The organism is Streptomyces sp. NTH33 (genome assembly GCF_003236365.1).
Taxonomy (GTDB): Bacteria; Actinomycetota; Actinomycetes; order Streptomycetales; family Streptomycetaceae; genus Streptomyces.
Genome location: NZ_POTZ01000018.1, coordinates 1 through 25,490, shown reverse-complemented (window position 1 = coordinate 25,490; position 25,490 = coordinate 1). Strand labels below are relative to the sequence as shown.

Genomic DNA, 25,490 nt, shown 5'->3' with positions numbered 1-25,490 from the left:
AGGCAGGCAGTATGCCCGAGCACAAGATGGTCACCATCGGCGGCATCCGGGTGCGCGCCGAGGACGAGGCCCGCTACCGCGCCCGCACGGGCGAGAGTGCGGGCACGCCTGCGGGCCCGCTCACGCAGGCGCACGCGGACCCGCGCACGCAGGAGAAGCAGGACCCCGACACCGAGGACGCCCTGTTCGACCCGGCGGAGCACACCGTCCTTCAGGTGATCTCCCACCTGGCGGAGGCCGACGAGGCGGAGACGGCCCGGGTCCTGGACGTCGAGGCCGAGGGCGAGAAGCGCAAGGGGCTGCTGGAGCGCCGTGAGGAGTTCCTCGCCGAGGCCCGGCAGCGCGCGGCGGGCGGCAGCGGTGGCGGGGCCTGAGCCATACCTGGCCGACCCGCAGGACCTGGCCGTGCTGCTGAAGCTGCCGGCGGACGACGTGCGGCTGCTGGCCGCGCTGCGGGCCGCCACCCGCCGCTTCCGCGGCCAGGTCCGCCACCCCGTCAGCCTGGTCACCGACGACACAGTGTTCCTGGACGGCAGCGGGCGGGCAGTGCTGCGGCTGCCCGCGACGCCGGTCCTGAAGGTGCACACCGTCCTCGTCGACGACCAGGCCATCGAGGGCGTGCGGGTGCGGCGGCAGGCTGGGCTGCTGCTGCACCCGGACGGCTGCTGGCCGGAGTGGTCGGAGATCACCGTCACCTACGACCACGGCCAGGACCCGGTGCCCGGCGAGGTCGCCGAGGCGGTCATCGACCAGGCCCGGGCGATCTACCGGACGGATCCGGCGATCCAGCAGATCACCACCGGCACCGAGTCCGTCAGCTTCGCGGCCACCGCGGCGGTCGGCATCACCTCGCAGTGGGCGGCCGCCGTCGAGGCCCACCGCCTGAATCGGGGGGACGACGCCTGATGGTGCTGGACAATCCGCTGCGTCGGGACACCGTGACCGTCATCGACCGGGTGCTGGTCGGCGAGGACGACCGCGGCCACGACGTCTACGAGGACCGCGAGCGCGACGTCGACGACTGCAACGTGCAGCCCGTCAGCTCCGCCGAGGCCAACGACGGTAAGACGCAGGTCGTCACCCGGTGGCGGCTGGCCGGCCCGCCCGGCATGGGCCTGACCGCCCAATCGCGTGTGCGGTTCAGGGGGGTGCTGTACGAGGTCGACGGCGACCCGGGCGAGCACGGCAGCTTCGCCGGGCTGCTGGACCACACCGAGGCGTTCCTGAAGGTGGTGAGCGGCTGATGTCCGGCATCAGGTTCGAGTTCGACCCCAGGTGCCTGCCCAGGATCATGCAGTCCGAGCAGGTCCGCGGCGCGCTGAAGGCCCAGGCGGAGGAGATCGTGCCCCGCGCCAAGGCCATGGCGCGGGCAGAGATCGGGCCCGAGTTCGCCGACTCGATCGGCATTTCGGAGGAAGTCCGCCCGCGTGGCCGGCCGACCGCGAAGGTCATCGCGGACCGGGAGGACGCCGAGGCGCACGAGTACGGCGACAGCAACACCGAACGCCGGCGCGTCCTGGGTCGGGCGGCCCGCACCGGGGAGGGCTGATGTGGCCGGACATGGAGCTGGCCGTCATCAAGGGCGTGCGGGCCCGCCTGGGCGGCCCGCGCGTTACCGACGAGGTCCCGGCCAAGGTGGAGACGCTGGTGCCGGTCGTCGTCGTGCAGGTGGCGAACGGCGCGGACGACCACATCTCCGACACCGTCATCGTCGACGTGGAGTCCTTCGGCGCTGACCGGGCCGCTATGTGGGAGCTCGCCCGACGCTCCCACGCTGCCGTGCACGCGCTCGCCGCGACGATGGTCGGCGGTGTCGTCATCGACACCGTGGACACCGACCAGCGGCCTGTCCCAGTCGCCTACGGCAACCCCGGCGTGCGCCGGGCGATCGCCACCTACCGGCTCACCACCCGCGGCAGGACCGGACCCTGACGCGTAAGCAACCATCCTCGCCCCCACCTGTGCGGGGGCTTCGTCATGGAAGGAGCCCGGTATGCCCGCGGCCGACTTCACCACCCTCGCGGAGATGCGCCAGTCGCTGATCCGCAAGGCACTCAGGTACGCGATCTTCGCGGCGGACCCGGACACGCCCGCCGTGGCCTCGCCGTTCGACGAGGCCGGTGTGCTGCAGACCCTCCCGAACGGCTACCTGCCGGTCGGTTACACCACGGCCGACGGCGTGACGTTCTCCGGCGACCTGTCCACCTCCGACGTGGAGTCCGGGCAGTCCGCATCCCCGACCCGCTCGGACGTGGAGACCGACACCCAGACCGCGCAGTGGGTGCCGCAGGAGACCAACGCCGCGGCGGTCGCCCTGTACGAGAACCTGCCGCTGTCCGGCGCCGGCGCGCTGCCGGAGCTCGGTACGGCGACGTGGACCTGGTCCCGGCCGAAGACCCCGCCCACCAGGTACAGGCGGCTGGTGTTCATCGCCGAGGACCTCAACAAGGCGACCGGGAACCCGCTGTACATCGTCAGGCACTTCCCCAGCGCGCTGCGCTCCGGGCGTGAGGACGAGCAGTGGACGCGCACAGCGGAGATCTCCCGCGGCGTGACCTACCAGGCGTACATCGACGACGCACTCGGCACCGACTCCATCACGTGGATCGACGGACCCGGCTGGCGTGACTTCGCCCCGCCGGTGGCGGGCGGCGCGTGACCGCGTCCCGCAAACCGGCGCAGCGGCGGCGGACTGGGGTGAGCCCCGCCGCCGCTGCGCCTTCCCAGGCACACCCCAAGGCCACCCAGAAGCGAGACGAGACACCCATGAGCAAGCCCAACAAGAAGCGTTACGTCATGTCGCAGGTCCGGCAGCAGTTCAGCGAGGCTGTCGGCGGCGAGGACATCGAGGTCGAGCTGAACAACGGCGAGGTGCTGACCTTTCCTCATCCCTTGTTCGCCGACGACGAGTGGTCCAACCGGGTCGACGAGGCCGAGACGAACCGGGCCAAGGCCCACGCGATCCTCGGTGACGAGCAGTACGACAAGTTCGTGGCCGCCGGCCACCAGGACGCCGACGTGGCGCTGCTGTTCCTGGCCGTGCAGCAGGACATGCAGGGGCAGGTCAAGAAGCGCCCTACACGGTCCTAGACGTCCTCGGGCCGCACCCCGAGGCCGTCGAGGCCGACCTGATGCACCACTACTCCCCGCGGGATCCCGTGGAGGAGTACTGGCAAGGAAAGATCACGCTGCGCAAGCTGCGGGTGATGGTGGAAGGCCTGCCCCCTGACGGGGCCGTGGCCCGGGCGGCGGCAGGCCACCACTGGCAGCACACCGAGTTCATGCTGGCCGACCTGCTCGACCTGATGGCCCGGCTGCTGACCGACTTCCGCAACGCCAACCGGCCGGAGAAGGCCGCACCGCAGCCGTACCCGGAGCCGGTGTGGCGGCCCGGGCAGCCGTCGGAGAAGCAGCGGAAGAGACAGGCCCGCAAGGAGCACGCCGAGGCGCGTGCCGGATACCAGCGGATCGTCGCCCTGGCGACTCCCCAGCACGCCGAGAAGGGGTGATCGTATGCCCCGCGCGGGTGCTGTGTGGGTCGACGTCCTGCCCAACATGAGCAACTTCGGCCGCTCGCTGAACCAGCAGATCGGGGAGCCCGTCGCGCGGGCCTCCCGGTCTGCCGGCGAGGACGGCGGCGAGGGCCTCATGAAGGGCATGGCCGGGAAGATGGCGGCCGGCGCCCTCGCCGCCGGTGTGGCGGCGGGGGCCCTGATCGCCAAGGGCATCGGGGACTCCCTGGAGAGGCAGGCCGCCACCGGCAAGCTGAAGGGCCAGCTGGGCCTGTCCCCGCAGGAAGCTCAGAAGGCGGGGGCCGCGGCGGGCAAGCTGTACGCGGGCGCGGTCACCGAGTCCATCGAGGACGGGGCCGCCGCGGTGCGCGCCATCATGTCCGCCGGGCTGGCGCCGGAGAAGGCCACCACGAAGCCGCTGGCGAACCTGGCCACCAAGGCGCAGGACCTCGCGAGCCTGTTCGAGGTCGACATGCCGCAGGCCGCCAACGCCGCCGGGCAGGCGGTGAAGACCGGACTGGTGAAGAACGCGGACGAGGCGTTCGACGTGTTCACCCGCGGCTTCCAGGTCATGGGCCCGCGCGCCGACGACCTCATGGACACGTTCAACGAGTACGGCACCATCTTCCGGTCGATGGGCCTGGACGCGAAGACCGCCACCGGGCTGATCAGCCAGGGCATGAAGGCCGGCGCGAGGGACACCGACGTCGTCGCGGACGCGATCAAGGAGTTCACGATCGAGGCCGTCGCGGGCAGCGACAAGATCCGCGGCGGCTACAAGATGGTCGGCCTGGACGCCGACCAGATGTTCAAGATGATCGGGCAGGGCGGCGACTCTGCCCGTACCGCCTTCGACATGACGCTGGACGCCCTGCGCAATGTGAAGGACCCCATCGACCGCAACGCGGCCGCGGTCGAGCTCTTCGGTACCAAGGCCGAGGACCTTGGGCAGTCGTTGTACTCCTTGGATCCGTCCAAGGCGGCGGCCGACCTGGGCAAGGTCGGCGGCGCGGCGAAGCAGGCTGGGGACGACCTGCGTGACAACGCCGGCGTCTCCTTCGAGCAGTTCAAACGGCGGGCCCTGATGACCCTCGGGGACGTCGCCACCAAGCACGTGCTCCCGCCGCTCATGAGGTTCGGCAGCTTCCTGAACACTGACGTGCTGCCGCACGTGCGGACCATCACCACGTGGCTGGGCGACCACCTCGTCCCGGTGGTCCGCGGCACCGGCGACGCCATCAGCGGCACTGTCGGCTGGTTCCGGGAGTGGGGCATCTGGCTGACTCCGCTCGCCGTCCTCATCGGCGGCGTCACCCTGGCCATGTCCGCGAACGCCATCGCCACCAGCGTCGCCATGGGCGTAATGGGCGCCTACTCCATGGCCGTGCGCGGCGTCGCGGCGGTGACCAGAGTGTGGGCGGCCGCGCAGGCCCTCATGAACGCCGTGATGGCCCTCAACCCCTTCGTGCTGATCGCGATCGCCGTCGTCGCCCTCGGCGCCGCCCTGGTCATCGCCTATCAGAAGTCGGAGACGTTCCGGAACATCGTCCAGACCACCTGGACGATCATCGCGGACAGCGCGCTGTGGCTGTGGAACACCGTCCTCAAGCCCGTCTTCGACGCCCTGTCGCTGGTCTTCCGCGTCGTGGCCACGATCATCGTCACGGTCCTGCTGGTCGCTTTCAAGGCCTGGTGGACCGGGGTGAAGCTGTACTTCTCCATGGTCGCCGCCGTCGCCATGTGGCTGTGGAAGTCGGTGTTCAAGCCGGTCGTCGACGGCATCGTGTGGCTGTTCGGCCTGTGGTGGTCCGGGGTGAAGACGTACTTCGGCCTGGTCATGGCCGGAGTCCGCGCGCTGGGCGCTGGCGCCACGTGGCTGTGGAAGAACGCCTTCAAGCCGGTCGTCGACGGCATCGTCTCGCTCGCCCTGTGGCTCTACAACAAGGGCATCAAGCCCGCGGTGAACCTCGCCAAGACAGCGCTGACGCTGCTCGGTGACGCCGGCACGTGGCTGTGGAAGGAGGCGCTGGCGCCCGCCTTCCGCGGTATCGCCTCGGTCGCCACGTGGCTGTACGACAAGGGGCTGAAGCCGCCGATCAACAAGGGCAAGGAGATCGCCGGGCAGCTGGCGGACGCCTTCCGCACTGCGAAGGACACCATCGGCGAGCAGTTCGGCAAGCTGTCCGAGCTGGCGAAGAAACCCATCGGCTTCATCATCAACACTGTTTACAACCGGGGCATCGTCGGCACGTGGAACAAGGTCGCCGACGCCTTCGGGGCGCCCAGGCTGGACGAGTTCCACCCCGATGGCTTCGGCCGCGGTGGTGTGCTGGCGGGGCAGTCCTCATACAAGCAGGGAGACGACCAGCTCGTCCCCATGCGCAGGGGTGAGGGCGTGGCCGTGTCCGAGGCGATGCGTGACCCGTATGAGCGGGCCCGCCTGCTCGCGGTCAACAAGGCCGCCATGGCCGGCCGCAGCCTGCGCCCGTTCCAGGGCGAGGGGTTCGCCAAGGGCGGCATCTTCGGGTGGGTCGGCTCGGCGGCGTCCAAGACCGTCGACCTGGCCAAGTCGGGTGTGTCCTGGTTGAAGGACGGCATCAAGGCCTCGGCCGAGGCCGGACTGAACAAGGTCGTGCAGCCGCTCATCGACAAGATCTCCGGCTCGGCGTCGCTGTACCGGGACATGGTCACCGGCATCCCGAAACGCGTGATCAAGGCCATCCTGGGGTTCTCCGGAGAGGCCGACAAGAAGCTGGAGGCCGCCGGCATCGGCGGCAAGGGCTACAAGTCGGCCCTGTCGTGGGCGCGCACCCAGCACGGCAAGCCGTACCAGTGGGGCGGCAACGGCGACCCGTCGTGGGACTGCTCCGGGTTCATGAGCGCCATCGAGTCCGTCATCCGCGGGCAGAAGCCGCACCGCAGGTGGGCAACGATGGCGTTCTCCGGCGCGCAGGCCCCGCCCGGCTGGGTGCTGAACAAGCGCTCCCCGTTCATGATCGGCATCACCAACGCGGGCGTCGGGCACACGGCCGGAACGATCAACGGCACCAATGTGGAGAGCCGCGGTGGCGACGGCGTGGTGGTCGGGGCGCGTGCCCGCTCGTACCGCGATGCCCTGTTCACTCACCGGTATGGCTTCGCGGCCAAGGGCTACGCCGACGGCGGCAAGCCGCGCCCGGGCGAGGTCGCGTGGGTCGGCGAGCGTGGGCCCGAGTTGGTCCGGTTCGGCAGCGGCAGCGCGGAGGTGTACAACCACGTCGACTCCATGCGGATGTGGGAGGGCATCGGCGCCCGCGGTTTCGCCAAGGGCACCACGAAGGCCAAGAGCATCGCGGCGGCCGCGACGGCCAGGGTGAAGGCGGCCACGAAGGCCAACAAGGAAATCCCTGGGGACCTGAAGGCCTTCACCAAGTCCCTGACCGGGTCGGCGGCGGACATCGCCAAGGCTGCGAACGAGCTGGCGAAGGACCTGCGGGCGGCCGGTGGCTCCGGGAAGGTGCTGGCGGTCCGCGTCGCGGCGGTCTCGGCGAAGCTGCAGGTGATGGCCAAGCGGCGCGACGCCATCAGCGGCCGGATCGCGGAGGCCCGGCAGGCGGCGACCGACCAGGCGAAGACCGCCTCGGACTTCATGGGGCTGTCCAACCTGGCCGGCGCTGGCAGCATCAACGATGTCCTGTCCGGCATGGCCTCCCGGCAGGCCACCGTGAAGTCCTTCCAGGGGCAGATCGCTTCCCTGTCCAAGCGGGGCCTGTCCCAGGACCTCATCAGCCAGCTGGTGGCGATGGGCCCGGACAGTGAGCTGGCCGGGATGTTCTCCCGTGCCTCGCCCGGCCAGATCAAGCAGTTCAACGCCATGGCCAAGTCCGGGGCGAAGCTGTCGACGTCGTACGGGCGGACGATGGCGGACGCCATGTACGACGCCGGGAAGGCTTCCGCCAAGGGGTTCCTGACGGGGCTGCTGGCCGACGAGAAAGCCATCCAGGATGCGATGGCCAAGCTCGGCGCGGACGCCGTGAAGGCGATCCGCTCCAAGAAGGGCATCGACGCCCACTCGCCCTCGAGGAAGGGCGCGCAGGCCGGCGCCGACCTCGGCGCCGGTCTGGTGGCGGGCATGGTCGCGGCGGGCCCGGCGATCGAGTCGGCTGCCGCGCGGATGGGTGCGGCCGCGGTTCCGGCCGGAGTCGTCCCGGTCACCTCCGGCTCGAGCGGGCAGGCCGCCGCCGGCGGTCTGGACGGGCGGCCTCTGTATCTGGTGGTGGAGGACGGCACGGTGCTGCGCGCCTACGTGGACGACCGGGTCGACGGCGCTCTGGACGACGTGCGCCGCGCCAAGCGGTCTGGAAAGAAGGGATGAGCCCATGCCGATGATCGTGGACCTGTCGGCTCCGCAGATCACGCCGCCGGCCGTCATCACCAGCCCCGAGGGCTGGCTGACGGCGGTGGTCGACACCAAGTGGGCGGGCGTCTACCTGTCTGTGGACTACCTGGCCGGTCCGGCGCCCCTACCCGGAGCGGGCCAGGTGATGAAGGTTCGGATCACCCGGCAGGATCCGGGCGCGGCCGCGCCGGTCCCGGTCCGCTCGGGGGATCCGGCGTGGGCCGTGGAAGGCGCGGGGCCGGCCTACGACCACGAGGCGCCGCTGGGGGTGGCGGTCGTCTACACGGCCACCCCGTTGTACGCGGACGGCAGGTGGGGGCCGTCCACCTCGCTCGGCCTGGTGGTGCCCGCACCCAAGCCTGCGGAGACGAGGGACCTGTGGCTGAAGTCGCTGGACGAGCCGGGCCTGTCCATGCGGGTGATGCTCGGCTCGCCGGAGGGCACCACCAGCGACGGCCGGCAGGACACCGCCACCCGGTCGGGCAGTCCCTATACGGCGGTCGCCTACGATACGGCGGCCGCCCCGTCCGAGCAGGTCTCGGTGGACGTCCTCGCCGACCAGATCGAGCAGTTCCGGGATCTGATCCGGTCGGGTGTGCTGCTGGCCCAGGTGCGGCCCGGCTACCAGACCCCGGACCGGTTCTTCGTGCCCGACCAGGTGGCGGAGAAGCCCACCGGCAAGCTGGGCAGCACGGGCGGCTACACGGTCACGTTCACCATCACGCCGATCGAGCGGCCGGACACGGCCGGCCAGCCGATGTACGTGCCCGGCTGGTCCTACGACGACCTGGCCGTCATGTTCGCCACCTACGACGCCGTGGCCGCGGCCTTCACCTCGTACGCGGCGCTGTCCACGAACGGGGCGATCGGCTGATGCTGCCCATCAGCCCGGCCTCGCTGAAGGCGCTGGCCTACTGCCGGCGGCCGGTGCGAGCGGAGTGGTCCAACGACGGCGGGCAGACGTGGACTCCGGCGCGGTTCGGGTCCGGGAGCGTGACCCCGGACCGGACCGCGGAGTGCCGGTACTCGGCGTCGGTGGAGCTGCTGGACGCGCCGCGCGGCAGGCACGGCATCAACTCCATCACCACCGAAGTGAGGCTGTTTCAGGGGCTGGGGGTGCCGCGCCGCGAGGTGGAGTGGATCCCGGCCGGCCGCTACGTCGTCGACCGGCTGCGCCGCACCCCGCTGGGCGTGGCGGTGGACCTGCTGGGCCGTGAGGACGTCATCCGTGGCGCGGACCTGCCCACCGCCCGCACGATCGGCCCGGACTCGGCGCAGGCCTGCGCCGACGTACTGGTGGGCGAGGCCCTGCCCGGCGCTGCGATCGCCTGGCGGGACGGGGTGGACGCCGGGACCCCGCTGCCCGCGTGGGTCGTCGACGAGGACCGGTGGGCGGCCCTGTCCGGCGGCACCGACACCTCCGGGGTGTCCACGGGCATCGCCGCCTCACTGGGCGCCGAGGTGTACGCCGACGCGAATGGGGTGATCACATTCGGCCCGGTACCGACCCTGAACGGGCCGGTGGTGTGGCGGATCCCGCGGACCCTGGCCACCGCCGAGCCGTCGGAGGAGGAGAGCAGCGAGAACCTGCGGAACCTGTGGGTGGTCACCGGTGACGGCGGCGACGGCAGCGCGCCGGTGGGTCCGGCCTACGCCTGGGACAACGACCCCGGCTCGCTGACCTACGCCGGGCCGGACCCGGTGGAAGATCCGCTCGCCCCGCAGCGCCTGGGCCTGCCCGGCGTGCGGGTGCGCACCGGCCGCTACACCTCCCCGCTGATCACGAGCATGCCGCAGGCCGACACCGTCGCCCAGGCGCAGCTCGCCGACTCCCTCGGCGTGCAGTCCACGCTCTCCCTGCCCACCGTGTGCAACCCGGCGATCGAGCCGGGCGACGTGGTGGAGATCGAAGTGGAGGACGGGGCGTGGGAGCGGCACCTGATCGACTCCAACCCCTACACCCTCGGCGGGGTGTCGATGACCTGCCAGACCCGCACCAGCACAAGGAGGATCTAGGTGGGGATCCGTGACGAGTTCGGCAAGGACCTGGCCGCGCTCGGCGCGCTCGGCGGCGGCCTGCAGACCGTCTCGGCGGTGGTCACCGACGTCACCGACCGGGGCACGGTGAACCTGTCCATGCAGGGCGCGGACCTGTACGACGTGGCCTGTACGGACGCCTACCGCAACCGGCGGGCGGGGGACACCGTGGCGGTGCGGCGCGGCGCGATCCCGGTGGTGCTGTGGCGGCTCGGCGACGATCCGGAAGACACCAACGAGGCCACGATCCGCTCGATCGCGACCGAGGTCGCCCTCGACGCGCAGGTCGTGCGGGCGGCGAGGTGGGGCACCATGGAGCCGGCCGGGTCCGGCTGGCAGGGCCCGGTCACGCTGTACATGCGGACGAATGCCGAGGGAAAGGTCGAGCTGTACGGGCGCCTTGACCTCCAGACCGAGCCGCCGCCCCCGCCGCCGAGCCCGCGGACACCGCGCCCGGTGACGATCTCCCCGACGTCCTCGGGGTCCTGGCGCGGCGGCCGCCCGGACGACTACGCCGACTTTCCGATGCAGGGCGACTGGACCGGGCGCGGGAACCGCCGGGGCGGCTGGTTCTACGGCACGCGGATCGCCGATGCGTGCGCGGGCAAGACCGTTAGGTCGATGGCGGTGGCGTTCACGCGCCGCCGCGGCTCCGGCGTCAACAGCAAGCGGCCGCTGCACGTGTACCTGCACGGCTACACCTCGCCCCCGTCGGGGCAGCTCAGTCTCGGCGCCGGGCCCGAGGACCTGCTGCGGCTGTCGGTCGGCGCGAAGGGCACCGCTACCTTGCCCGCCGCCTGGCGGGCGGCGCTCGCGTCCGGCTCGGCGCGCGGGCTGGCGATCTACGCATCCGGCCGCGCCGACTACATGGCCGTCTCGGGCGGCTCGATCACCATCACATTCTCGTAAGAAGGGGCCGCCATGGCGACCACTGGATATGCGCAGCTGCCGGTTCCCGGTGGCAAGCAGGCACCGAACACACCCGGCGACCTGGCCGCGCTCGCGCAAGCGATCGACCCGCACCTGGTGCAGCACGTCACCAACCAGGCCGAGCGGGACAGGGTATACGCAGGGGCGCCGCTGCACACGCTGGTCAGTGCGGACGACGGATCACTGTGGATCAAGACGTCCGCGACCGCCAACGTGTGGGCGACGATCTATCAGCCGCTGCCCGCCTGGCGGCCGGTCTCGCTCGCGGGCGGCTACGAGGCCGGCGGGTTCGCCCCGCAGGTCCGCCTGGTCGGCAAGCAGGTGCACCTGCGCGGCCGGATCCAGCGCACGGACGGCACCACGTTCCCCATGGCGGGCGTCAAGGTCGGGGACGTGCCCGCGGACTGCCGGCCCGCGGTGGTGGGAGTCTGGGCCGGCGGCGCCTCGCTGACGGGGGATCCGATGACCGGGGTCGGCCGGTTCGAGGTCCTCGACGAGAACACCTCGTCGTCGCTCGGCGGCCCGGGGTCGCTCATCTGGTTCAGCCAGGACGGCCTGCAGGTGACGGGCGGGACGGGCGTGATCTGGGTCGACATCTCCGGCTCGTACTGGATCGACTGAAAGGACGCCTGCGCCCCATGACGCTGTACACCTTCGGTGGCAACCCTGCTGCCGTCCTCACCGATACCGCCGGAAACGTGATCCCGAACTATCCCGTCAACGTGCGCCGAGCCGGATCCGGCGAACTGGTCACTGCACTGTTCGAGGCGGACGGCACCACCCCGATTGGCGAGCTCCGCTCCAACCCGGCGACGTCGTCTCAGCCGGGGGCGATCCGCACCTTCACCATCCCAGACGTCCGCGCGATCGAATACCAGTACCTGGACGCCCACGGCAACCCGGTCACCTGGTACGAGGCGGCCCGTGAGATCGCCCCGACTGCGCTCGACGCTTCCAGCGCCGCTACCGCCGTGGCCGAGGACGCGCAGGCCGTCGCGGCTGCCGCACATACCGCGGCCGCGGCCGCGCAGGCTGCCGCCGACGCTGCGCAGGGCACCGCCGACCAGGCGCTCATGAACGCCGGTATGCCCGGCTGGTACGTGGTCACCGGCGCCGCACGGGACGGCAGCACGGACGACTACGCCGCCCTCCAGGCCGCCCTGGACGCGGCCCGCCCCGCGGGCGGGGGCACTGTCCTCATCCCGCCCGGCCGCTACGCCACCGCCAAGGCGCTGACGGTCTACGACAACACGGTCATCTACGCCTACGGCGCCACCATCAAGGCGATCGGCGGCGGGGGTCTGCTGCACAACTACGCCAACACCAGCGAGGCGTGGAACGGCTACAACGGGCGGTCGAACATCACCGTCGCGGGCGGCACATGGGACGGCAACGCGGGCACCGGCCCGGGCCAGACCAGCGGCCTGCACGACGTGATGAGTTTCAACCACTGCCGGAACATCACCGTCCGGGACGTGACGATCCTCAACACGTCCCAGGCGCACGCCCTGGAGTTCAACGCTGTCGATGGCGGCCGCGCGATCAACTGCCGCTTCCTGGGCTTCGCCGACCTGTCCCCTGGCGGCACCCGGCAGTCCTCCGAGGCCGTGCAGATCGACATCGCCGTCAGCGGCTCCAGCCCCGTCGGCGCGTTCGACGGCACCCCGTCCAAGAACATCGAGATCATCGGCTGCTACTGCGGCCCCAGCGACCGGCTCGGCGCGTTCGGCCGGTTCGTCGGCTCCCACACGATCGCGGCGGGCACCTACTACGACAACATCACGGTGCGCGGCAACGTGGTCGAGGGCACCCTGGCCGAGGGCATCCGCGGCTACGGCTGGCGCCGCGCCGTGATCGAGGGCAACATCATCCGGAATACCGCCAAGGCGGGGATCGTGCTCACGGTCCCCAACCCGAGCGCTGGCTACTCCCTCAACCCGGATCAGATCGTCGTCTCCGGCAACGTCGTGGACGGGGCGGCGAGCGAATCGGGCATCCGCGTCATGGGCTACGCGACCGCCCAGCACTCCGGTGTCCGTATCACAGGCAACACAGTCAACGGCCGGGGCAGCGGCAGCGCGAACGGCATTCAGGTCGAGTGCTGCAAGGGACCGGGCGTCACCGGGAACAGCATCGAGGCCACCGGAAGCACGGGCGTCTACGTCAACCAGTGCACCGATGCCCTGGTCAGCGGCTGCACGGTCACCGCGTCCGGCTCGAACGGGATCAACCTCACCGACTCGCCGGGAGGGGCCGTCACCGGGAACACGATCACCGGCACGGCCGCCAACCACGGCATCACCGTCGGCGGCGGCGGGGACTCCCTGATCTCCAACAACCACATCGCCGGCGCCGCGAGCGCGGGGATCCGCCTGTCGACCAACGCCGTGCGGTGCACAGTCACCGGCAACAAGATCCGCAAGGCAGGCGGCACGGTCGCCACCGTCAACGGCATCAGCGCGCACACCAGCGCGACCGGCGCCGTCATCGCGGGCAACGACCTCACCGGCAACGGGTGGACCGCCGCGGTCGCCCTGCTCGTCACCGGGACCGGGGCTGTTCTCGACTGGGCCGGAGGCACCGCCAGTCCCGGGCACAACCGCATCTGATCCACCACCACCTCGAGCCCCGAGCCAACCCGGCCGGGGTCTTTCTCATGCCCTTGGAGGCACGCATGCCCGAGCTGTGGATGCCCGGCGCGCAGAGACTCGACATAGGCGGCCACGCCCCGACCGACGGCGGCCCCGCCAAGGCCATCGGCCACATCACCTGGGACAAGAACGCCACCGAGGCCAAGCCGATCGCGCTCGTGCCGTACGAGAACCTGCGCGACTACTTCAGCAAGAACCCTTCCGGCCGGGCGGTCGCCCCGCACATTCTGTGGGACCCGTTCACCGGCCGCATCTGCCAGTTCTTCCCGGCGAACTCCCGCTCCCTGTCCCTGCGGGACCTCGCGGGCGGCACGCGCACCAACCGCGCCGGGTCCGTCGTGATCCAGGTCGAGGCGCTCTTCTTCCCGTACTGCAAGGTCGACGGGAAGGTGTACGCCAAGCTGAAGGACACCCCGTGCAAGGGCTGGCCGGAGCTGCAGGCGTGGGTGCACTCCTGGGGCGTCCCCAACAACTGGGCCATGGGCACACCGGACGGCTTCAAGTCCCGCCGCTCGGCGTCCACCTGGGCGAGCAAGCCCGGCTGGTACGCGCACGGCGACGTCCCCGAGAACGACCACACGGACCCCGGCAGTTGGCCCGCGTTCGTCGGCACCACGGCACCGAGCAAGCCGACGCCCACTGCATCGAAGCCGAAGGTGTCGCTGGCGCACGTCATCGCCGCGGCCCGCCGCGACCCGGCCGCCACGCAGGGCCACACCACCCACAAGAACGAGGTCCTCCTCGTCGAAAAGGCGCTCCAGGCCGAGGGGCTCCTCGCCAAGCAGTGGGTCGACGGAAGCTTCGGCACCAAGACCCTCACCGCCTACGCCGCACTCCAGCGCCGCTACGGCTACACCGGCAAGGACGCCGACGGCATCCCCGGCCGCGCTTCCCTCGAGCGGCTCGGCGACAAGCACGGATTCACCGTCACCGCCTGACCCTGGGAAGGAACCCATGAGAATCTCCAGCATCGCCAAGTCCATCGTCGCCGGCCTCGCCGCCGGTGCCACGGCCGCGGTCACCGCCGTGCAGGACGGCGTACTCGACACCGGAGAGGGCATCACCATCGTCCTCGCCATCCTCGGCGCCTGGGGCATCACCTGGGCGGTCCCCAACCGGCAGCCGCCGCAGAGGGCCACCCTTCCGCGCGACCTGTAGGAGCCACTTTGGACGCCACCACCCTCGGCAGTTTGCTCGCGGGCGTGGGCGCGGTCGTCGGCGGCGTGGTGGCGTATCTGGGGAAACGCAGCGAGAACGCTCTCACCGGCTACAGCTCGCTCACTGACAATCTGCAGGAGGAGCGCGACCGCCTGGACCGGAAGGTGGCCGAGCTGACCGCCGCGCTCGCCGAGCAGGCCGCACTACGGGCTGCCGATCAGGCCGAGATCGCCCGCCTGCGCGCATTGATCATCCACCTTGGAGGGCAACCGTGACCCGGACAGAGCGGGCGTTGGCCCGCAGCTGGCGCCCTCTGGCGTTGCTGTGCTGGATGGTCGCTCTGTCCGGCGCCGTCGTCATCATCTGGGCACGCATCGACGCCGAGGCCAGCCGCGCCGAGCAGCTGGCGGCGGAGGCCGACAAGCGGGGCGACGCTGTGAGCACCCTGGCGGGGGACGTGCGGGTGCTGCGCGCGCAGATCGAGGCGGAGGGGCAGACGCCGGCGGCACCGGACCCGTCGCGCGCGGTCGATGATCTGCCCGCGCGTGCCAGGGTGCCGGTGCCGATTCCGGGCCCGAAGGGCGAGCAGGGCAGGCCGGGCAAGGACGGCTCTGCCGGGGCGGACGGCAGCGACGGAGCCGACGGCGAGGACGGGAAGCCGGGCGCTCCGGGGGCGCAGGGACAGCAGGGTCTGCCGGGGGAGACCGGCCCGCAGGGGCCGACAGGGCCGGCAGGACCGGCAGGACCGGCGGGCCCGCAGGGTGAGCAAGGCCCGCGGGGCGAGCGCGGCGAGCAAGGACCGCGCGGCGAACAGGGGCCACCCGGGCCGTCCTGTCCCGACGGCTACAGCCTGCAAGCCCCGGCATGGGACCCGGATGCGCTGGTCTGCAGGCGAGACGGGGCACCTCAGCCGGAACCGCCGGCGGCGTCGACGCCTCCAGCGATTTTGGGTGAGCGCCGCCGCGCGTAGGCGCCGGCTACCTCCTGCAGTTCATCGACCACTGACACCACGAGCCCCCACCGCCTACGGGCGGTGGGGGCCATTTCGTCATGCCCGGAATCAGGACGCGTCGGGCGCTGCCTCGAAGCTGTACTCGTACCCGATGGCCAGCCGATAGGGGAGGCACCACTCTCCGTATTCAATGACGCCCTCGTCGTCCCATAGGCGGTGGGCGCCCGCGAGGATCGGCGACCCGATGCGCAGGCCCAAGTAGTTCGCCTCTCTGGCGTCGGCGTCACGGCCGTGTATGTCGTCGCGGCCTGCCTTGATGCGCCGCCCGGTCGCCTGCTGGATCTTGGGCAGCAGGCCGGGCGAGGACGAGCGGGAGGTGGACAGCAGCTCGGGCACGGCGGCGGCGAAGTGCGCTGGGTACCAGGTGACGAACAGGCCGGTGCGCTGCTGGCCCTTGCCGGTGTGCCACTGTCGGCGCACCACCTGGTCGCCCTCGCCCAGGTCGAAGATGTCGGCGACGTACACCGGCGGCTTGATCAGCTCGGCGGCCGTGACGATCATCGTCTCGCCCTCGGCGAGGACGGAGCCGGTGCGCAGTACGCGGGTGATGCGGTCGTAGCTGGAGGGGGCGATCTCCGGCGCGTTGGCGACGAACGTGCCGCGGCGGCTGGTGGTGATGTAGCCCTCGACCTGGAGCTGGTCCAGGGCTCGGCCGAGGGTGGCCACCGAGACGCCCTCCGCCCGGGCCAGCTCTCGCTGCCCCGGGAGCTTCTCCCCCTCCGCCAGGTCGCCGTCGAGGATCCGGCGGCGGATCCGCTCGGCGACCTTCATGTAGGGGTGCTCAGGCTCTGGCATGGACTCTCCTGCGTCCTAGGGTACTGCCGACTGTACTAGGACACAGGTCACTCCAGGGAGGGAGAATGTGCGCGCCCCCTGGTGCAGTGTCCTAGGTCACGCTAGCTTGTGCCCTAGGACACGCTGAGTCCCGGCGGCCGTTGTGCGGTCCTGGGGCGTGGCCATGTTGCGAGGGAGCGTCGCCATGGGAAGCAGTACCGCCCCACCACCGGCTGCCGAAGAGCAGGACCAGGACCTGTATCCACCGGACATTGCCAAGATGCGCCAGGCGGTGAACGTCCTGCTCGACCCGGACGCAGCCCCCGACGCTCTTCCGCCGGCCCCCGAGAAGCTCGACACGCTCACGCTGCAGCTGCGCGGACACCTGCAGCGGCTGATGCCGGAGGTCGAACGGTCGGCGCGCAAGCTGCCGAAGAACAGCGTTACCCGGTACTGCGTGCTCGCCTGCCTTGGAGAGGCGCGGGAGCGACTGCGCGCTGAGCCCAGCCAACGCTACGGCGGACCGGCCGGCCACGCCCGCCGCCTGGCCCGTGCCCTGAACGCCCTCTTGGACCATCACGAGAAGATCGGCGGCCACCGGTGATCGCGGCCACTCCTGATCGCGCGGGTTCTTCAGCCGTGAAGGCCATCGTCGGCCTGGTCGTGTACGTGGCGGCCGTGACCACCCCCGTCCTCGCCGTGGTGCTGGCGCGGACCCCGCACTGACGCAGCATCCCCATGGCGGCCGCTTCGGGTCAGGGTCGCACCCAGAAACGCCCCTCCCGTCGCGAACTGCTAGCCGCGGCGGGAGGGGGCAAGCCCCGCCCCGGGGTCCCCAACCCTGGACAGGTCTAACCCCGGGGCGGGTCGCACGGCGGCGCGGGGACCGCATCCCCGCAGCAGCACAGCGTGAAGGGATAGGCACATGACCGCAGTTCCCGAGTTCGAGTTCCGCACCTCCACCACGTGCAAGTACAACAACAGCGACCCGCGCTGTGTGGAGGTGGCGACGAACGTCCCCGGCAGGGTCGCGGTCCGCAGCTCCGTGACCGGCCAGTCGGTCGAGTTCACGGCGGTTGAGTGGACCGACTTCCTGGCCGGTGCCAAGCTGGGCGAGTTCGACGTCACGGCGTAAGGAGTCGTCATGGGGCAGTGTCCGCAGTGCGGCGGCAGCGCGCAGCCCGACCCGGAGCACTCCGGTGTGCTGTGGTGCCTTACGTGCTGGCACGCCTGGACGCTGCCCCGTGAGCGGCACTGCCCCGGCTACCGGCCGGCGTTGAACGCGGCACTGCGCATGCTGGACGCGTACCGCGACCTGTGCCGCTGACGGCCCGTCCTACGGCCCCGTCTGTCTGCCTTCCCCGTGGCGGATGGGCGGGGCCTTCGTCATTCCTCGAGGCGGTCGCCTTCTCGTACGAGGTCGGCGAGTGGCACTCCGATGGCGCGTGCGATCCGTAGAAGCGGGTCGACGCTGTATCCATCGTCGCCGCGCTCAATTCTCTGGACGGTTGAGCGGGCGAGCCCGGTACGCCTTACGACCTCATCCTGGGTGAGTCCTGCCCCTTGCCGTGCGTCCTGGATGCGGCCGCCAATCTCTTGGCGGCGCTGCCGTAGCCAGGCGTCGGTGTGGGGATCATCGAGCACCCCCTTACGCTCAGATGATCACTGTAGACGTGTCTGCATCGATATTCAGGCTTTTTGTGATCTTGGTATTGCTGCAAACTTAAACTTCTCTCCACTGGAAAGCACCACCATGAACGACCCCGAGCCTGAGGCAGGCGCCCGCGCCCGCCCCGAGTGGCTCCCGGACACTCAGTCCGCCGCATCTCTTGCCGCCCGCCTCGCGAGCTACCGCCTTACTCCTGACGTGATCCTCGGCCGCTACGCCTGGCTGGCCGGCGGCCGCTGCTTCAAGTGCAGGAAGGAGGAACGTTTCGTCACGGAGATCGGCGTCCGGGGTGAAGGTGCCGTGGAGCGCGCGCTGCTGATGTGCGGCAGCTGCGTCCTCGCCGAGGAGGAAGCGCGCCTTGGGCGGATGCGCCGCAGACGCCGACTGTACGTCCCCGGGCGGATCGGCCGGCGGGAGTGACCAGTACGGCAGCATGATCATCCGGGGGCAGGCTGGGGGCAAAGCCAGCAAGAGGCAGCCATCGAGAGCCATCCATAGCCATCGAGAGCAAGGCCCAGCAGTGGCCCGAAACACGAGAGAGGGCGTCTCCCACCTGGGGAAACGCCCTCTACCTTGATCTTTTTCTGTCGGGGTGGCGGGATTTGAACCCACGACCTCTTCGTCCCGAACGAAGCGCGCTGCCAAGCTGCGCCACACCCCGGTGTCGCTGCTTGTCGCGGCGACGACGATTACTTTAGCCCACTGGCGGCTGGAGACGAAATCCGGTTTTGGTGGGGCGGTGGCGGCGGACCGGGGCGGAGGTGTGGGGGCTAGTCCCGCCCCACCAGCGTCAGCAGCGTCGCCTCCGGTGGGCAGGCGAAGCGGACCGGGGTGTAGCGGTTGGTGCCGCAGCCGGCGGAGACGTGGAGGTAGGAGGTGCGGCCCTCGGAGGTGTGGGTGGACAGGCCCTTCACCCGGTCGGTGTCGAGGTCGCAGTTGGTGACCAGGGCGCCGTAGAAGGGGATGCAGAGCTGGCCGCCGTGGGTGTGGCCGGCCAGGACCAGGGGGTAGGCGTCGGCCGTGAAGGCGTCCAGGGCGCGCAGGTACGGGGCGTGGACCACGCCCATCGAGAAGTCCGCCGTGTCGGAGGGGCCGCCCGCGACCTGTGCGTAGCGGTCCCGCTTGATGTGCGGGTCGTCCAGGCCGGTCAGCTCCACCGAGACGCCCTCGACCTTGAGGACGCCGCGCGTGTTCGTCAGGTTGAGCCAGCCGGCCTCGTCGAAGCCGTCGCGCAGGTCCTCCCACGGGTTGTGGATCGCCCCTACGGCCGACGGGTTGCCGTTCAGGCCGTGGCGGCCGGTCGTCTTCTCCAGCAGGTAGCGGGCGGGGTTGCGCAGCTTGGGGCCGTAGTAGTCGTTGGAGCCGAAGACGTACGCGCCCGGGAACTCCATCAGGGGACCGAGGGCGTCCAGGACCTCGGGGACGCCCTCCGGGTCCGACAGGTTGTCGCCGGTGTTGATCACGAAGTCGGGGCGCAGGCCGGCCAGCGAGCGCAGCCAGCGCTGCTTCTTGCGCTGGCCGCTCACCATGTGGATGTCGGAGACCTGCAGGACGCGCAGGGGGCGCATGCCGGAGGGCAGGACCGGGACCGTCACCCGCCTCAGACGGAAGGAGCGGGCCTCGAAACCCGCCGAGTAGAGGAGACCGGCGGCCGCAACCGCCGTGATGCCCAGGGGAACTCCGTATCGCGCGCGCATGTGTCCATCGTCTCAGGCCCGTGCTCCGCGGCGAAATCAGCGAAGGGCCGCCGCGGAGCCAACCCGTCGGCCCGGCCCGGCAGTCGGCATACCGGCGCGCCCCGTGAATGGGCGCGCGGGGAAGTGGCCGTAGCTGCGACAATCACATCCATGACCACGCTCAAGTCGAAGCTGCACGATGACCTCAACGCCGCGATCAAGGAGCGTGACGAGCTCCGCTCCTCGACGCTCCGGCTGACGCTCGCCGCGATCACCAAGGAGGAGGTCGCGGGCAAGGAGAAGCGCGAGCTCTCCGACGACGAGGTCCTCAAGGTGATCACCAAGGAGGCCAAGAAGCGCCGGGAGGCGGCCGAGGCCTTCGCGCAGGGTGGCCGTACGGAGTCGGCCGAGCGGGAGAAGGCCGAGGGCGAGGTGCTCGCCGCCTATCTGCCCAAGCAGATGTCCGACGAGGAGCTGAACGCGATCGTCGCCCAGGCGGTCGAGGAGGCCAAGGCGGCCGGTGCCGAGGGGCCGCGGGCCATGGGGGCGGTCATGAAGATCGTGAACCCCAAGGTCGCGGGGCAGGCCGAGGGCGGCCGCGTCGCCGCCGCGGTCAAGAAGCTGCTGGCGGGCTGAGCGGCAACTGATCGGCAAAAGGGGCGCCGGCTCTCCTTGGGTTCTAGGAGTCGTCGCAACACCCCAGTTCAAGGGGTGCGATGGACTTCGAGATCCGTAAGGACCGGACGAAGCCTCAGGGCAGGAAGAAGCTCACCAGGGAGCGGGAGGCATACTCCCGGCTCATGCAGCAGGGTGTGAGCAACCGGGAAGCGTGCCGGATCGTCGGGATCGACGAGCGGACCGGCCAGAAGTGGCGCAACGGGCGTCACGCATACGGAAACCGGAAGGCGCTGCCACCGATCAACGCGGTGGCAGCGCCTTCCGGGCCGTCCCGGTACCTGCGCGAGGAAGACCGCATCCACATCGCCGACCGGCTGCGGGAGAAGGCGACCGTGCGGGCGATCGCCGCGGAGCTGGGCCGCAGCCCGTCCACGGTCAGCCGGGAGATCCGCCGCAACCGCCACCCGGTCAACGGCCAGTACCGCCCGCACGCGGCCCAGGCCCGTGCCGATGCCCGCCGGCCCCGCCCGAAGCCCGGAAAGATCGGCCAGAACCCGCAGCTGCGGGACTTCATCCAGGACCACCTGGACCTACGGTGGAGCCCGGAGCAGATCTGCCAGGCTCTGCGGACCCAGTTCCCCCAGCGGCCGGAGATGCACGTGGTCCACGAAACGGTCTACCAGGCCCTCTACGTCCAGGGCCGGGGTGAGCTGCGCCGCGAGCTGGCCCGGGCCCTGCGCACCGGACGCGCCCGGCGCAAACCCCGCCGCCAGGCCCAACAGCGCCAGCCGCGATACGCCACCCCCATGGTCATGATCAGCGAACGGCCCACCGAGGCGGAGGACCGGGCCGTGCCCGGCCACTGGGAGGGCGACCTGATCATCGGCAAGGACGGGAAGTCGGCCATCGGCACCCTGGTCGAGCGCGCCACCCGCTACGTCATGCTCCTGCATCTACCCAAAGACCACGGCGCCGAGAGCGTCCGGGACGCACTGGTCACCACGGTCCAGACGCTGCCGTCCCACCTCAGGCGGTCCCTGACCTGGGACCAGGGATCGGAGATGGCCGCCCACGGCTCCTTCACCGTCACCACCGACGTCCCGGTCTACTTCTGCGATCCGGCCAGCCCCTGGCAGCGCGGCTCCAACGAAAACACCAACGGCCTGCTCCGCCAGTACTTCCCCAAGGGCACCGACCTCGCCGTCCACACCCGCGAGCACCTCGACGCCGTCGCCGCAGAGCTGAACGGCCGCCCACGCAAAACGCTCGGCTGGGAAACCCCAGCCGAGCGCCTGCATAAACTGCTCGCGGCCTGATCAACACGACCACGTGTTGCGACGACTCCTAGTGTCATGAGTCTTTATCTCGCTATAGAAGTAGGCTGGGCTCATGGCGCGTATGGGTCGGCCGACGGTCGAGGTGGTTCTGACGGATGACGAGCGAGAGACGCTGCTGCGCTGGTCGCGGCGGGCGACGTCCTCGCAGGCTCTGGCGTTGAGGTGCAGGATCGTGCTCGCGTGCGCTGACGGCGGTTCGAACACCGCGGTAGGAACGGAGCTTGGCGTCCATCCGGTCACTGTGGCCAAGTGGCGTAAGCGGTTCGCGGCCGACCGGCTCCAGGGCCTGTCCGACGAGCCGCGGCCCGGTCCGCCGCGCACCGTGAGCGACGAGAAGGTGGAGGAGGTGGTCGTGCGGACGCTGGAGACCACTCCGAAGAACGCCACGCACTGGTCGACGCGGGAGATGGCCGAGGCCAGTGGCCTGAGTCAGTCCACCATCTCGCGGATCTGGCGGACCTTCGGCCTCAAACCGCATCTGGTGGACACCTTCAAGCTGTCCAAGGACCCGCAGTTCATCGAGAAGGTCCGCGACGTCGTCGGCCTGTACCTGGACCCACCCGAGCGGGCCATCGTCCTCTGCGTGGACGAGAAGTCGCAGATCCAGGCGCTGGACCGGTCGGCGCCGGTGCTGCCGATGATGCCGGGCATGCCCGAGCGCCGCACCCACGACTACCTACGCGGCGGCGTGACGACCCTGTTCGCCGCCCTGAACGCGGCCACCGGCGAGGTCATCAGCTCACTCCACCGCCGGCACCGCGCCGTGGAGTTCAAGAAATTCCTGGCCAAGCTGGACAAGGAGGTCCCTGACCATCTCGATGTCCACCTGATCTGCGACAACTACGCCACCCACAAGACGCCCGCGATCCAGAAGTGGCTGCTGGCCCATCCCCGGTTCCACATGCACTTCACCCCGACCAGCTCGTCCTGGCTCAACCAAGTCGAGCGCTGGTTCGCGCTGCTGACGGACAAGCAGATACGGCGTGGTGTCCACAAGAACGTCCAAGCCCTGGAGAAGGACATCCGGACCTGGATCGCCGACTGGAACGACAACCCCAGACCCTTCGTCTGGACGAGGACCGCTGACGAGGTCTTCGAACGCCTCGCCGGATATCTGAACCGAATCAAGGACTCAGGACACTAGAAACCGCCCTCAGCCGTGCGCCCCTTCGCCGTGGTGGCCGGCAGGCCCGTCAGCCGCGCTGGCCCCCGTTGCCGCCCCGCGGGCCGCCGTTCTGGCCCTGGAAGAGGCCCTCCGGGATGGAGAAGGACGGGTTCGGGCCGGGGCCACCGCCGTTGTTTCCGCCGTTCCCGTTGCCCCCGCCGACCAGGCCGCCGAGGAACCCGCCGTTGTCACCGCCGTTTCCGCGGTCCCTTCCCCTGCCCTTGTCCCGGTCCCTGTCGCCCTTGTCCTTGTCCTTCTCCGGGTCCGGGATGTCCACGAGGTTGAAGGACGGGGCGTCCTTGCCCGACAGGGCGCCGGTCATCGCGTCCCGCCAGATCGGGCCGGGCACCCGACCGCCGTAGACGAGGGGGTTGAAGACGCCACCGATGCGGATGTCGATCATCTTGACCTGCTGCGTGGCGCTGCCCACCCACACCGCGCCCGACAGGTTCGGCGTGTAGCCGACGAACCACGCGTTCTTGCGCTCGTCCGTCGTACCCGTCTTGCCCGCGTTGGCGCGGTCCGAGAGGCCGGCCTGCGTACCCGTACCGGAGTCGACCACGCCCTGCAGCAGCGTGTTGATGGTGTCCGCGGTCTTCTCGGACATGGCACGCGTGCACGTCGACTTCGGCACCGCGAGCGGCTTCTCCTTGTCACCGATCTTCTGTGTGATCGACGCGATGGCGATCGGCGTGCAGTACGTGCCCCGGGATGCGAAGGCGGCGTACGCGCTCGCCATCGTCAGTGGGGAGACGCCCTTGGAACCGAGCGAGGTGGCGGGCACCTCTGGCAGCTTCTCGCCGTTGCCCTGCACCACGTGCAGCTTGTCGACGACCTTCATCATCGGGCAGAGGCCGATGTCGGCGACCATCTGTACGAAGTAGGTGTTGACCGACTTGGCCATCGCCTCCTTCAGCTGGTACGGCCCGACCTCCGACTTGCTCTCGTTCGGCACCTTCGCGTTGTTCTGGTTGGTCCAGGGCTTGCCGCTGCACGTCTGCACGGGGCTCGGATACGGCATCTCGTACGGCGACGAGTACTCCTGCGTGGGCGGCCTGCCCTGCTCCAGCGCGGCCGCCGCCACGAACGGCTTGAAGGTCGAACCGGTCGGGAAGCCGAAGTTCGAGCCGCCCCGGTCGTTGCCGACCGAGTAGTTGATCTCGGTCTCGTTCTTGCCGTAGCCGTATGGCTTGGACTGGCCCATCGCCACGATCTTGCCGGTGCCGGGCTCGACCAGCACGGCTGCTGCCGCGACCGGGTCCGACTGGTAGACGTGCTGCTTCAGCGAGGACTGCACCGAGTCCTGCGCCTGCGGGTCGAGCGTCGTACGGATGGTCAGGCCGCCCTGGTTCCAGATCTTGGCGCGCTCCTGGCGGGTCTTGCCGAAGACCGGGTCGTTGCGGAAGACCTGCTCGACGTACTTGCAGAAGAAGCCCGCGCCCTTGGCCGCCGTGATGCAGCCGTTGCGCGGCGGGGTGACCTTCAGACCCAGGGGCTCCTTCTTGGCCTGGTCGGCCTCCGCCTGGGAGATGTCGCCGACGTCGGCCATCCGCTGCAGCACGACGTTGCGCCGCTTGGTGGCCTTCGCCGCGTCGTTGGCCGGGTCGTAGTAGCTCGGCGACTGGACGAGGCCGGCCAGCAGCGCCGCCTCCGAAAGGGTCAGGTTCTTGGCGTGCTTGGAGAAGTAGCGCTGGGAGGCGGCCTCGACGCCGTAGGCCTGCTGGCCGAAGAAGGTGATGTTGAGGTAGTTCTCGAGGATCTTGTTCTTGCCCAGGTCCTGCTCGACCTGGATCGCGTACTTCAGTTCCTTGATCTTGCGACCGAGGGTCTGCTGGGTGGCCTCGGCGACCTTCGTCGGGTCGTCGCCGGCCTCCTCCACGAAGACGTTCTTCACGTACTGCTGGGTGAGCGTGGAGGCGCCCTGGGCGACCCCGCCTTCTTGCGCGTTCTTGTTGAGCGCGCGCAGCACGCCCTTCAGGTCGATCGCGCCGTGCTCGTAGAAGCGCGAGTCCTCGATCGCGACGATCGCCTTCTGCATGTACGGCGAGATGTCCTTCAGCTCCACCACCGTACGGTCGCGGGAGTAGACCTGGGCGATCTGGCCGCCCCGGCTGTCCAGGATCGTGGTGCGCTGGCTGAGCGGCGGACGCTTGAGGTTGGCCGGGATGTCGTCGAACCCCTCGACCGACCCTTTGGCCGCAAGGCCCAGCGCGCCCGCCGCGGGCAGCGCGATGCCGGCCATCACGACTCCCGCGAGCACACTGACACCGAGGAACTTGGCGGCCTGCTGCGTGGGCGACAGGCCTCCACCGGAGCGCTTCTTTGGCATGAGGGCAGCCTACGTTCTCATTCGCCGGACACGCGTACAGGCATTGGCCTAAGCTGCTCTCACTGTCACAGCCGTGTGGCCACGTATCAATACGTCCGGCGGCCTCGAAACGTTCCGGGTGCGTCTTGTGGATCTGGCCGCGTCGCTGCGGCACCCAGGCGGTGAAGGCGGCGTCCATCTCCTCGAGGGAGGAGAAGGCCCGGCCGGACAGGACGTGGTCGCGGACGATCAGCACCTGGCGTTC

30 protein-coding genes and 1 tRNA gene are annotated in these 25,490 nt (G+C 70.2%); 26 read left to right on the top strand and 5 right to left on the bottom strand.

What is annotated here, in order from left to right:
- Positions 1–11 precede the first annotated feature (11 nt).
- The 18 genes from C1I97_RS03435 to C1I97_RS03350 all read left to right on the top strand — a co-directional run bounded on the left by C1I97_RS03435 (position 12) and on the right by C1I97_RS03350 (position 15,636).
- A complete protein-coding gene (locus C1I97_RS03435; RefSeq protein ID WP_111001739.1) occupies positions 12–374 on the top strand; it encodes a hypothetical protein in 363 nt (120 codons plus the stop codon).
- 31 nt (positions 375–405) lie between these two features.
- On the top strand, positions 406–906 hold the full coding sequence (locus tag C1I97_RS03430) for a mobile element protein (RefSeq protein ID WP_258382401.1): 501 nt from the start codon (positions 406–408) through the stop codon (positions 904–906).
- Positions 906–1,244, top strand: a complete 339-nt coding sequence (locus C1I97_RS03425) for a hypothetical protein (RefSeq protein ID WP_111001737.1) — start codon at positions 906–908, stop codon at positions 1,242–1,244. The genes C1I97_RS03430 and C1I97_RS03425 overlap by 1 nt, the downstream gene beginning before the upstream one ends.
- On the top strand, positions 1,244–1,549 hold the full coding sequence (locus C1I97_RS03420; protein ID WP_111001736.1) for a hypothetical protein: 306 nt from the start codon (positions 1,244–1,246) through the stop codon (positions 1,547–1,549). Before C1I97_RS03425 ends, C1I97_RS03420 begins: the two co-directional genes overlap by 1 nt.
- Positions 1,549–1,932 carry a hypothetical protein gene (locus C1I97_RS03415; RefSeq protein ID WP_111001735.1) on the top strand — a complete coding sequence of 128 codons (384 nt, stop codon included), beginning with the start codon at positions 1,549–1,551 and terminating at the stop codon, positions 1,930–1,932. The genes C1I97_RS03420 and C1I97_RS03415 overlap by 1 nt, the downstream gene beginning before the upstream one ends.
- Before the next feature lie 61 nt (positions 1,933–1,993).
- A complete protein-coding gene (locus C1I97_RS03410; RefSeq protein ID WP_111001734.1) occupies positions 1,994–2,659 on the top strand; it encodes a phage tail tube protein in 666 nt (221 codons plus the stop codon).
- A gap of 107 nt (positions 2,660–2,766) precedes the next feature.
- Positions 2,767–3,090 carry a hypothetical protein gene (locus tag C1I97_RS03405; RefSeq protein WP_258382400.1) on the top strand — a complete coding sequence of 108 codons (324 nt, stop codon included), beginning with the start codon at positions 2,767–2,769 and terminating at the stop codon, positions 3,088–3,090.
- 41 nt (positions 3,091–3,131) lie between these two features.
- A complete protein-coding gene (locus C1I97_RS03400) occupies positions 3,132–3,509 on the top strand; it encodes a hypothetical protein (RefSeq protein ID WP_258382399.1) in 378 nt (125 codons plus the stop codon).
- Between the two features lie 4 nt (positions 3,510–3,513).
- Positions 3,514–7,866 (top strand): phage tail tape measure protein, encoded by a 4,353-nt coding sequence (locus C1I97_RS03395; RefSeq protein WP_111001732.1) that lies wholly within the window; start codon positions 3,514–3,516, stop codon positions 7,864–7,866.
- A gap of 4 nt (positions 7,867–7,870) precedes the next feature.
- Positions 7,871–8,764, top strand: a complete 894-nt coding sequence (locus C1I97_RS03390) for a hypothetical protein (RefSeq protein WP_111001731.1) — start codon at positions 7,871–7,873, stop codon at positions 8,762–8,764.
- On the top strand, positions 8,764–9,906 hold the full coding sequence (locus C1I97_RS03385; protein WP_111001730.1) for a phage tail protein: 1,143 nt from the start codon (positions 8,764–8,766) through the stop codon (positions 9,904–9,906). Before C1I97_RS03390 ends, C1I97_RS03385 begins: the two co-directional genes overlap by 1 nt.
- A complete protein-coding gene (locus C1I97_RS03380) occupies positions 9,907–10,836 on the top strand; it encodes a hypothetical protein (RefSeq protein ID WP_111001729.1) in 930 nt (309 codons plus the stop codon).
- A 12-nt stretch (positions 10,837–10,848) separates the two neighbouring features.
- Positions 10,849–11,478 (top strand): hypothetical protein, encoded by a 630-nt coding sequence (locus C1I97_RS03375; protein WP_111001728.1) that lies wholly within the window; start codon positions 10,849–10,851, stop codon positions 11,476–11,478.
- A 17-nt stretch (positions 11,479–11,495) separates the two neighbouring features.
- Complete coding sequence (locus C1I97_RS03370; RefSeq protein WP_111001727.1) at positions 11,496–13,466, top strand: right-handed parallel beta-helix repeat-containing protein; 1,971 nt, start codon at positions 11,496–11,498, stop codon at positions 13,464–13,466.
- Positions 13,467–13,531: 65 nt separating this feature from the next.
- Complete coding sequence (locus C1I97_RS03365) at positions 13,532–14,446, top strand: peptidoglycan-binding protein (RefSeq protein WP_111001726.1); 915 nt, start codon at positions 13,532–13,534, stop codon at positions 14,444–14,446.
- A 16-nt stretch (positions 14,447–14,462) separates the two neighbouring features.
- Positions 14,463–14,666, top strand: a complete 204-nt coding sequence (locus tag C1I97_RS03360) for a hypothetical protein (protein WP_111001725.1) — start codon at positions 14,463–14,465, stop codon at positions 14,664–14,666.
- Between the two features lie 8 nt (positions 14,667–14,674).
- Positions 14,675–14,941, top strand: coding sequence for a hypothetical protein (locus tag C1I97_RS03355; RefSeq protein ID WP_111001724.1), 267 nt, complete (start codon positions 14,675–14,677; stop codon positions 14,939–14,941).
- On the top strand, positions 14,938–15,636 hold the full coding sequence (locus C1I97_RS03350) for a collagen-like protein (protein ID WP_146608143.1): 699 nt from the start codon (positions 14,938–14,940) through the stop codon (positions 15,634–15,636). Before C1I97_RS03355 ends, C1I97_RS03350 begins: the two co-directional genes overlap by 4 nt.
- A 90-nt stretch (positions 15,637–15,726) precedes the next feature.
- Here C1I97_RS03350 and C1I97_RS03345 read toward each other — a convergent pair whose 3' ends face one another.
- Positions 15,727–16,473 (bottom strand): GntR family transcriptional regulator, encoded by a 747-nt coding sequence (locus tag C1I97_RS03345; RefSeq protein WP_111001723.1) that lies wholly within the window; start codon positions 16,471–16,473, stop codon positions 15,727–15,729.
- A 184-nt stretch (positions 16,474–16,657) separates the two neighbouring features.
- Between C1I97_RS03345 and C1I97_RS03340 the strand changes: the two genes are divergently transcribed.
- The 4 genes from C1I97_RS03340 to C1I97_RS03330 all read left to right on the top strand — a co-directional run bounded on the left by C1I97_RS03340 (position 16,658) and on the right by C1I97_RS03330 (position 17,779).
- Positions 16,658–17,056: a DUF6415 family natural product biosynthesis protein gene (locus C1I97_RS03340; protein WP_146608142.1), complete on the top strand. Its 399-nt coding sequence runs from the start codon at positions 16,658–16,660 to the stop codon at positions 17,054–17,056.
- A complete protein-coding gene (locus C1I97_RS41010) occupies positions 17,053–17,178 on the top strand; it encodes a hypothetical protein (protein WP_258382398.1) in 126 nt (41 codons plus the stop codon). Before C1I97_RS03340 ends, C1I97_RS41010 begins: the two co-directional genes overlap by 4 nt.
- A gap of 199 nt (positions 17,179–17,377) precedes the next feature.
- Positions 17,378–17,587 (top strand): DUF397 domain-containing protein, encoded by a 210-nt coding sequence (locus C1I97_RS03335; RefSeq protein ID WP_111001721.1) that lies wholly within the window; start codon positions 17,378–17,380, stop codon positions 17,585–17,587.
- A gap of 9 nt (positions 17,588–17,596) precedes the next feature.
- The gene (locus C1I97_RS03330; protein WP_111001720.1) at positions 17,597–17,779 is read left to right on the top strand and encodes a hypothetical protein; all 183 of its coding nucleotides are present in this window, start codon (positions 17,597–17,599) and stop codon (positions 17,777–17,779) included.
- 59 nt (positions 17,780–17,838) lie between these two features.
- Here C1I97_RS03330 and C1I97_RS03325 read toward each other — a convergent pair whose 3' ends face one another.
- On the bottom strand, positions 17,839–18,096 hold the full coding sequence (locus tag C1I97_RS03325) for a helix-turn-helix domain-containing protein (RefSeq protein WP_111001719.1): 258 nt from the start codon (positions 18,094–18,096) through the stop codon (positions 17,839–17,841).
- Between the two features lie 109 nt (positions 18,097–18,205).
- Here C1I97_RS03325 and C1I97_RS03320 point away from each other — a divergent pair, with 109 nt between their 5' ends.
- A complete protein-coding gene (locus tag C1I97_RS03320) occupies positions 18,206–18,541 on the top strand; it encodes a hypothetical protein (RefSeq protein ID WP_146608141.1) in 336 nt (111 codons plus the stop codon).
- 167 nt (positions 18,542–18,708) lie between these two features.
- Here C1I97_RS03320 and C1I97_RS03315 read toward each other — a convergent pair.
- Both C1I97_RS03315 and C1I97_RS03310 read right to left on the bottom strand, forming a co-directional pair.
- Positions 18,709–18,782, bottom strand: a tRNA-Pro gene (locus C1I97_RS03315).
- Between the two features lie 109 nt (positions 18,783–18,891).
- Entirely contained in the window at positions 18,892–19,818 is a 927-nt protein-coding gene (locus C1I97_RS03310; RefSeq protein ID WP_111001717.1) for a metallophosphoesterase, read from the bottom strand.
- 150 nt (positions 19,819–19,968) lie between these two features.
- On the opposite strand from C1I97_RS03310, the gene C1I97_RS03305 reads away from it, so the two are divergent.
- The 3 genes from C1I97_RS03305 (at position 19,969) to C1I97_RS03295 (ending at position 22,896) form a co-directional block, all read left to right on the top strand.
- The gene (locus C1I97_RS03305) at positions 19,969–20,433 is read left to right on the top strand and encodes a GatB/YqeY domain-containing protein (protein WP_111001716.1); all 465 of its coding nucleotides are present in this window, start codon (positions 19,969–19,971) and stop codon (positions 20,431–20,433) included.
- Positions 20,434–20,609: 176 nt separating this feature from the next.
- Positions 20,610–21,731, top strand: a complete 1,122-nt coding sequence (locus C1I97_RS03300) for an IS30 family transposase (RefSeq protein WP_441349080.1) — start codon at positions 20,610–20,612, stop codon at positions 21,729–21,731.
- Positions 21,732–21,804: 73 nt separating this feature from the next.
- A complete protein-coding gene (locus C1I97_RS03295) occupies positions 21,805–22,896 on the top strand; it encodes an IS630 family transposase (protein WP_111001714.1) in 1,092 nt (363 codons plus the stop codon).
- A gap of 49 nt (positions 22,897–22,945) precedes the next feature.
- Here the strand turns inward: C1I97_RS03295 and C1I97_RS03290 are convergent, their stop codons facing one another.
- Positions 22,946–25,246: a transglycosylase domain-containing protein gene (locus C1I97_RS03290; protein WP_111001713.1), complete on the bottom strand. Its 2,301-nt coding sequence runs from the start codon at positions 25,244–25,246 to the stop codon at positions 22,946–22,948.
- Positions 25,247–25,490 lie beyond the last annotated feature (244 nt).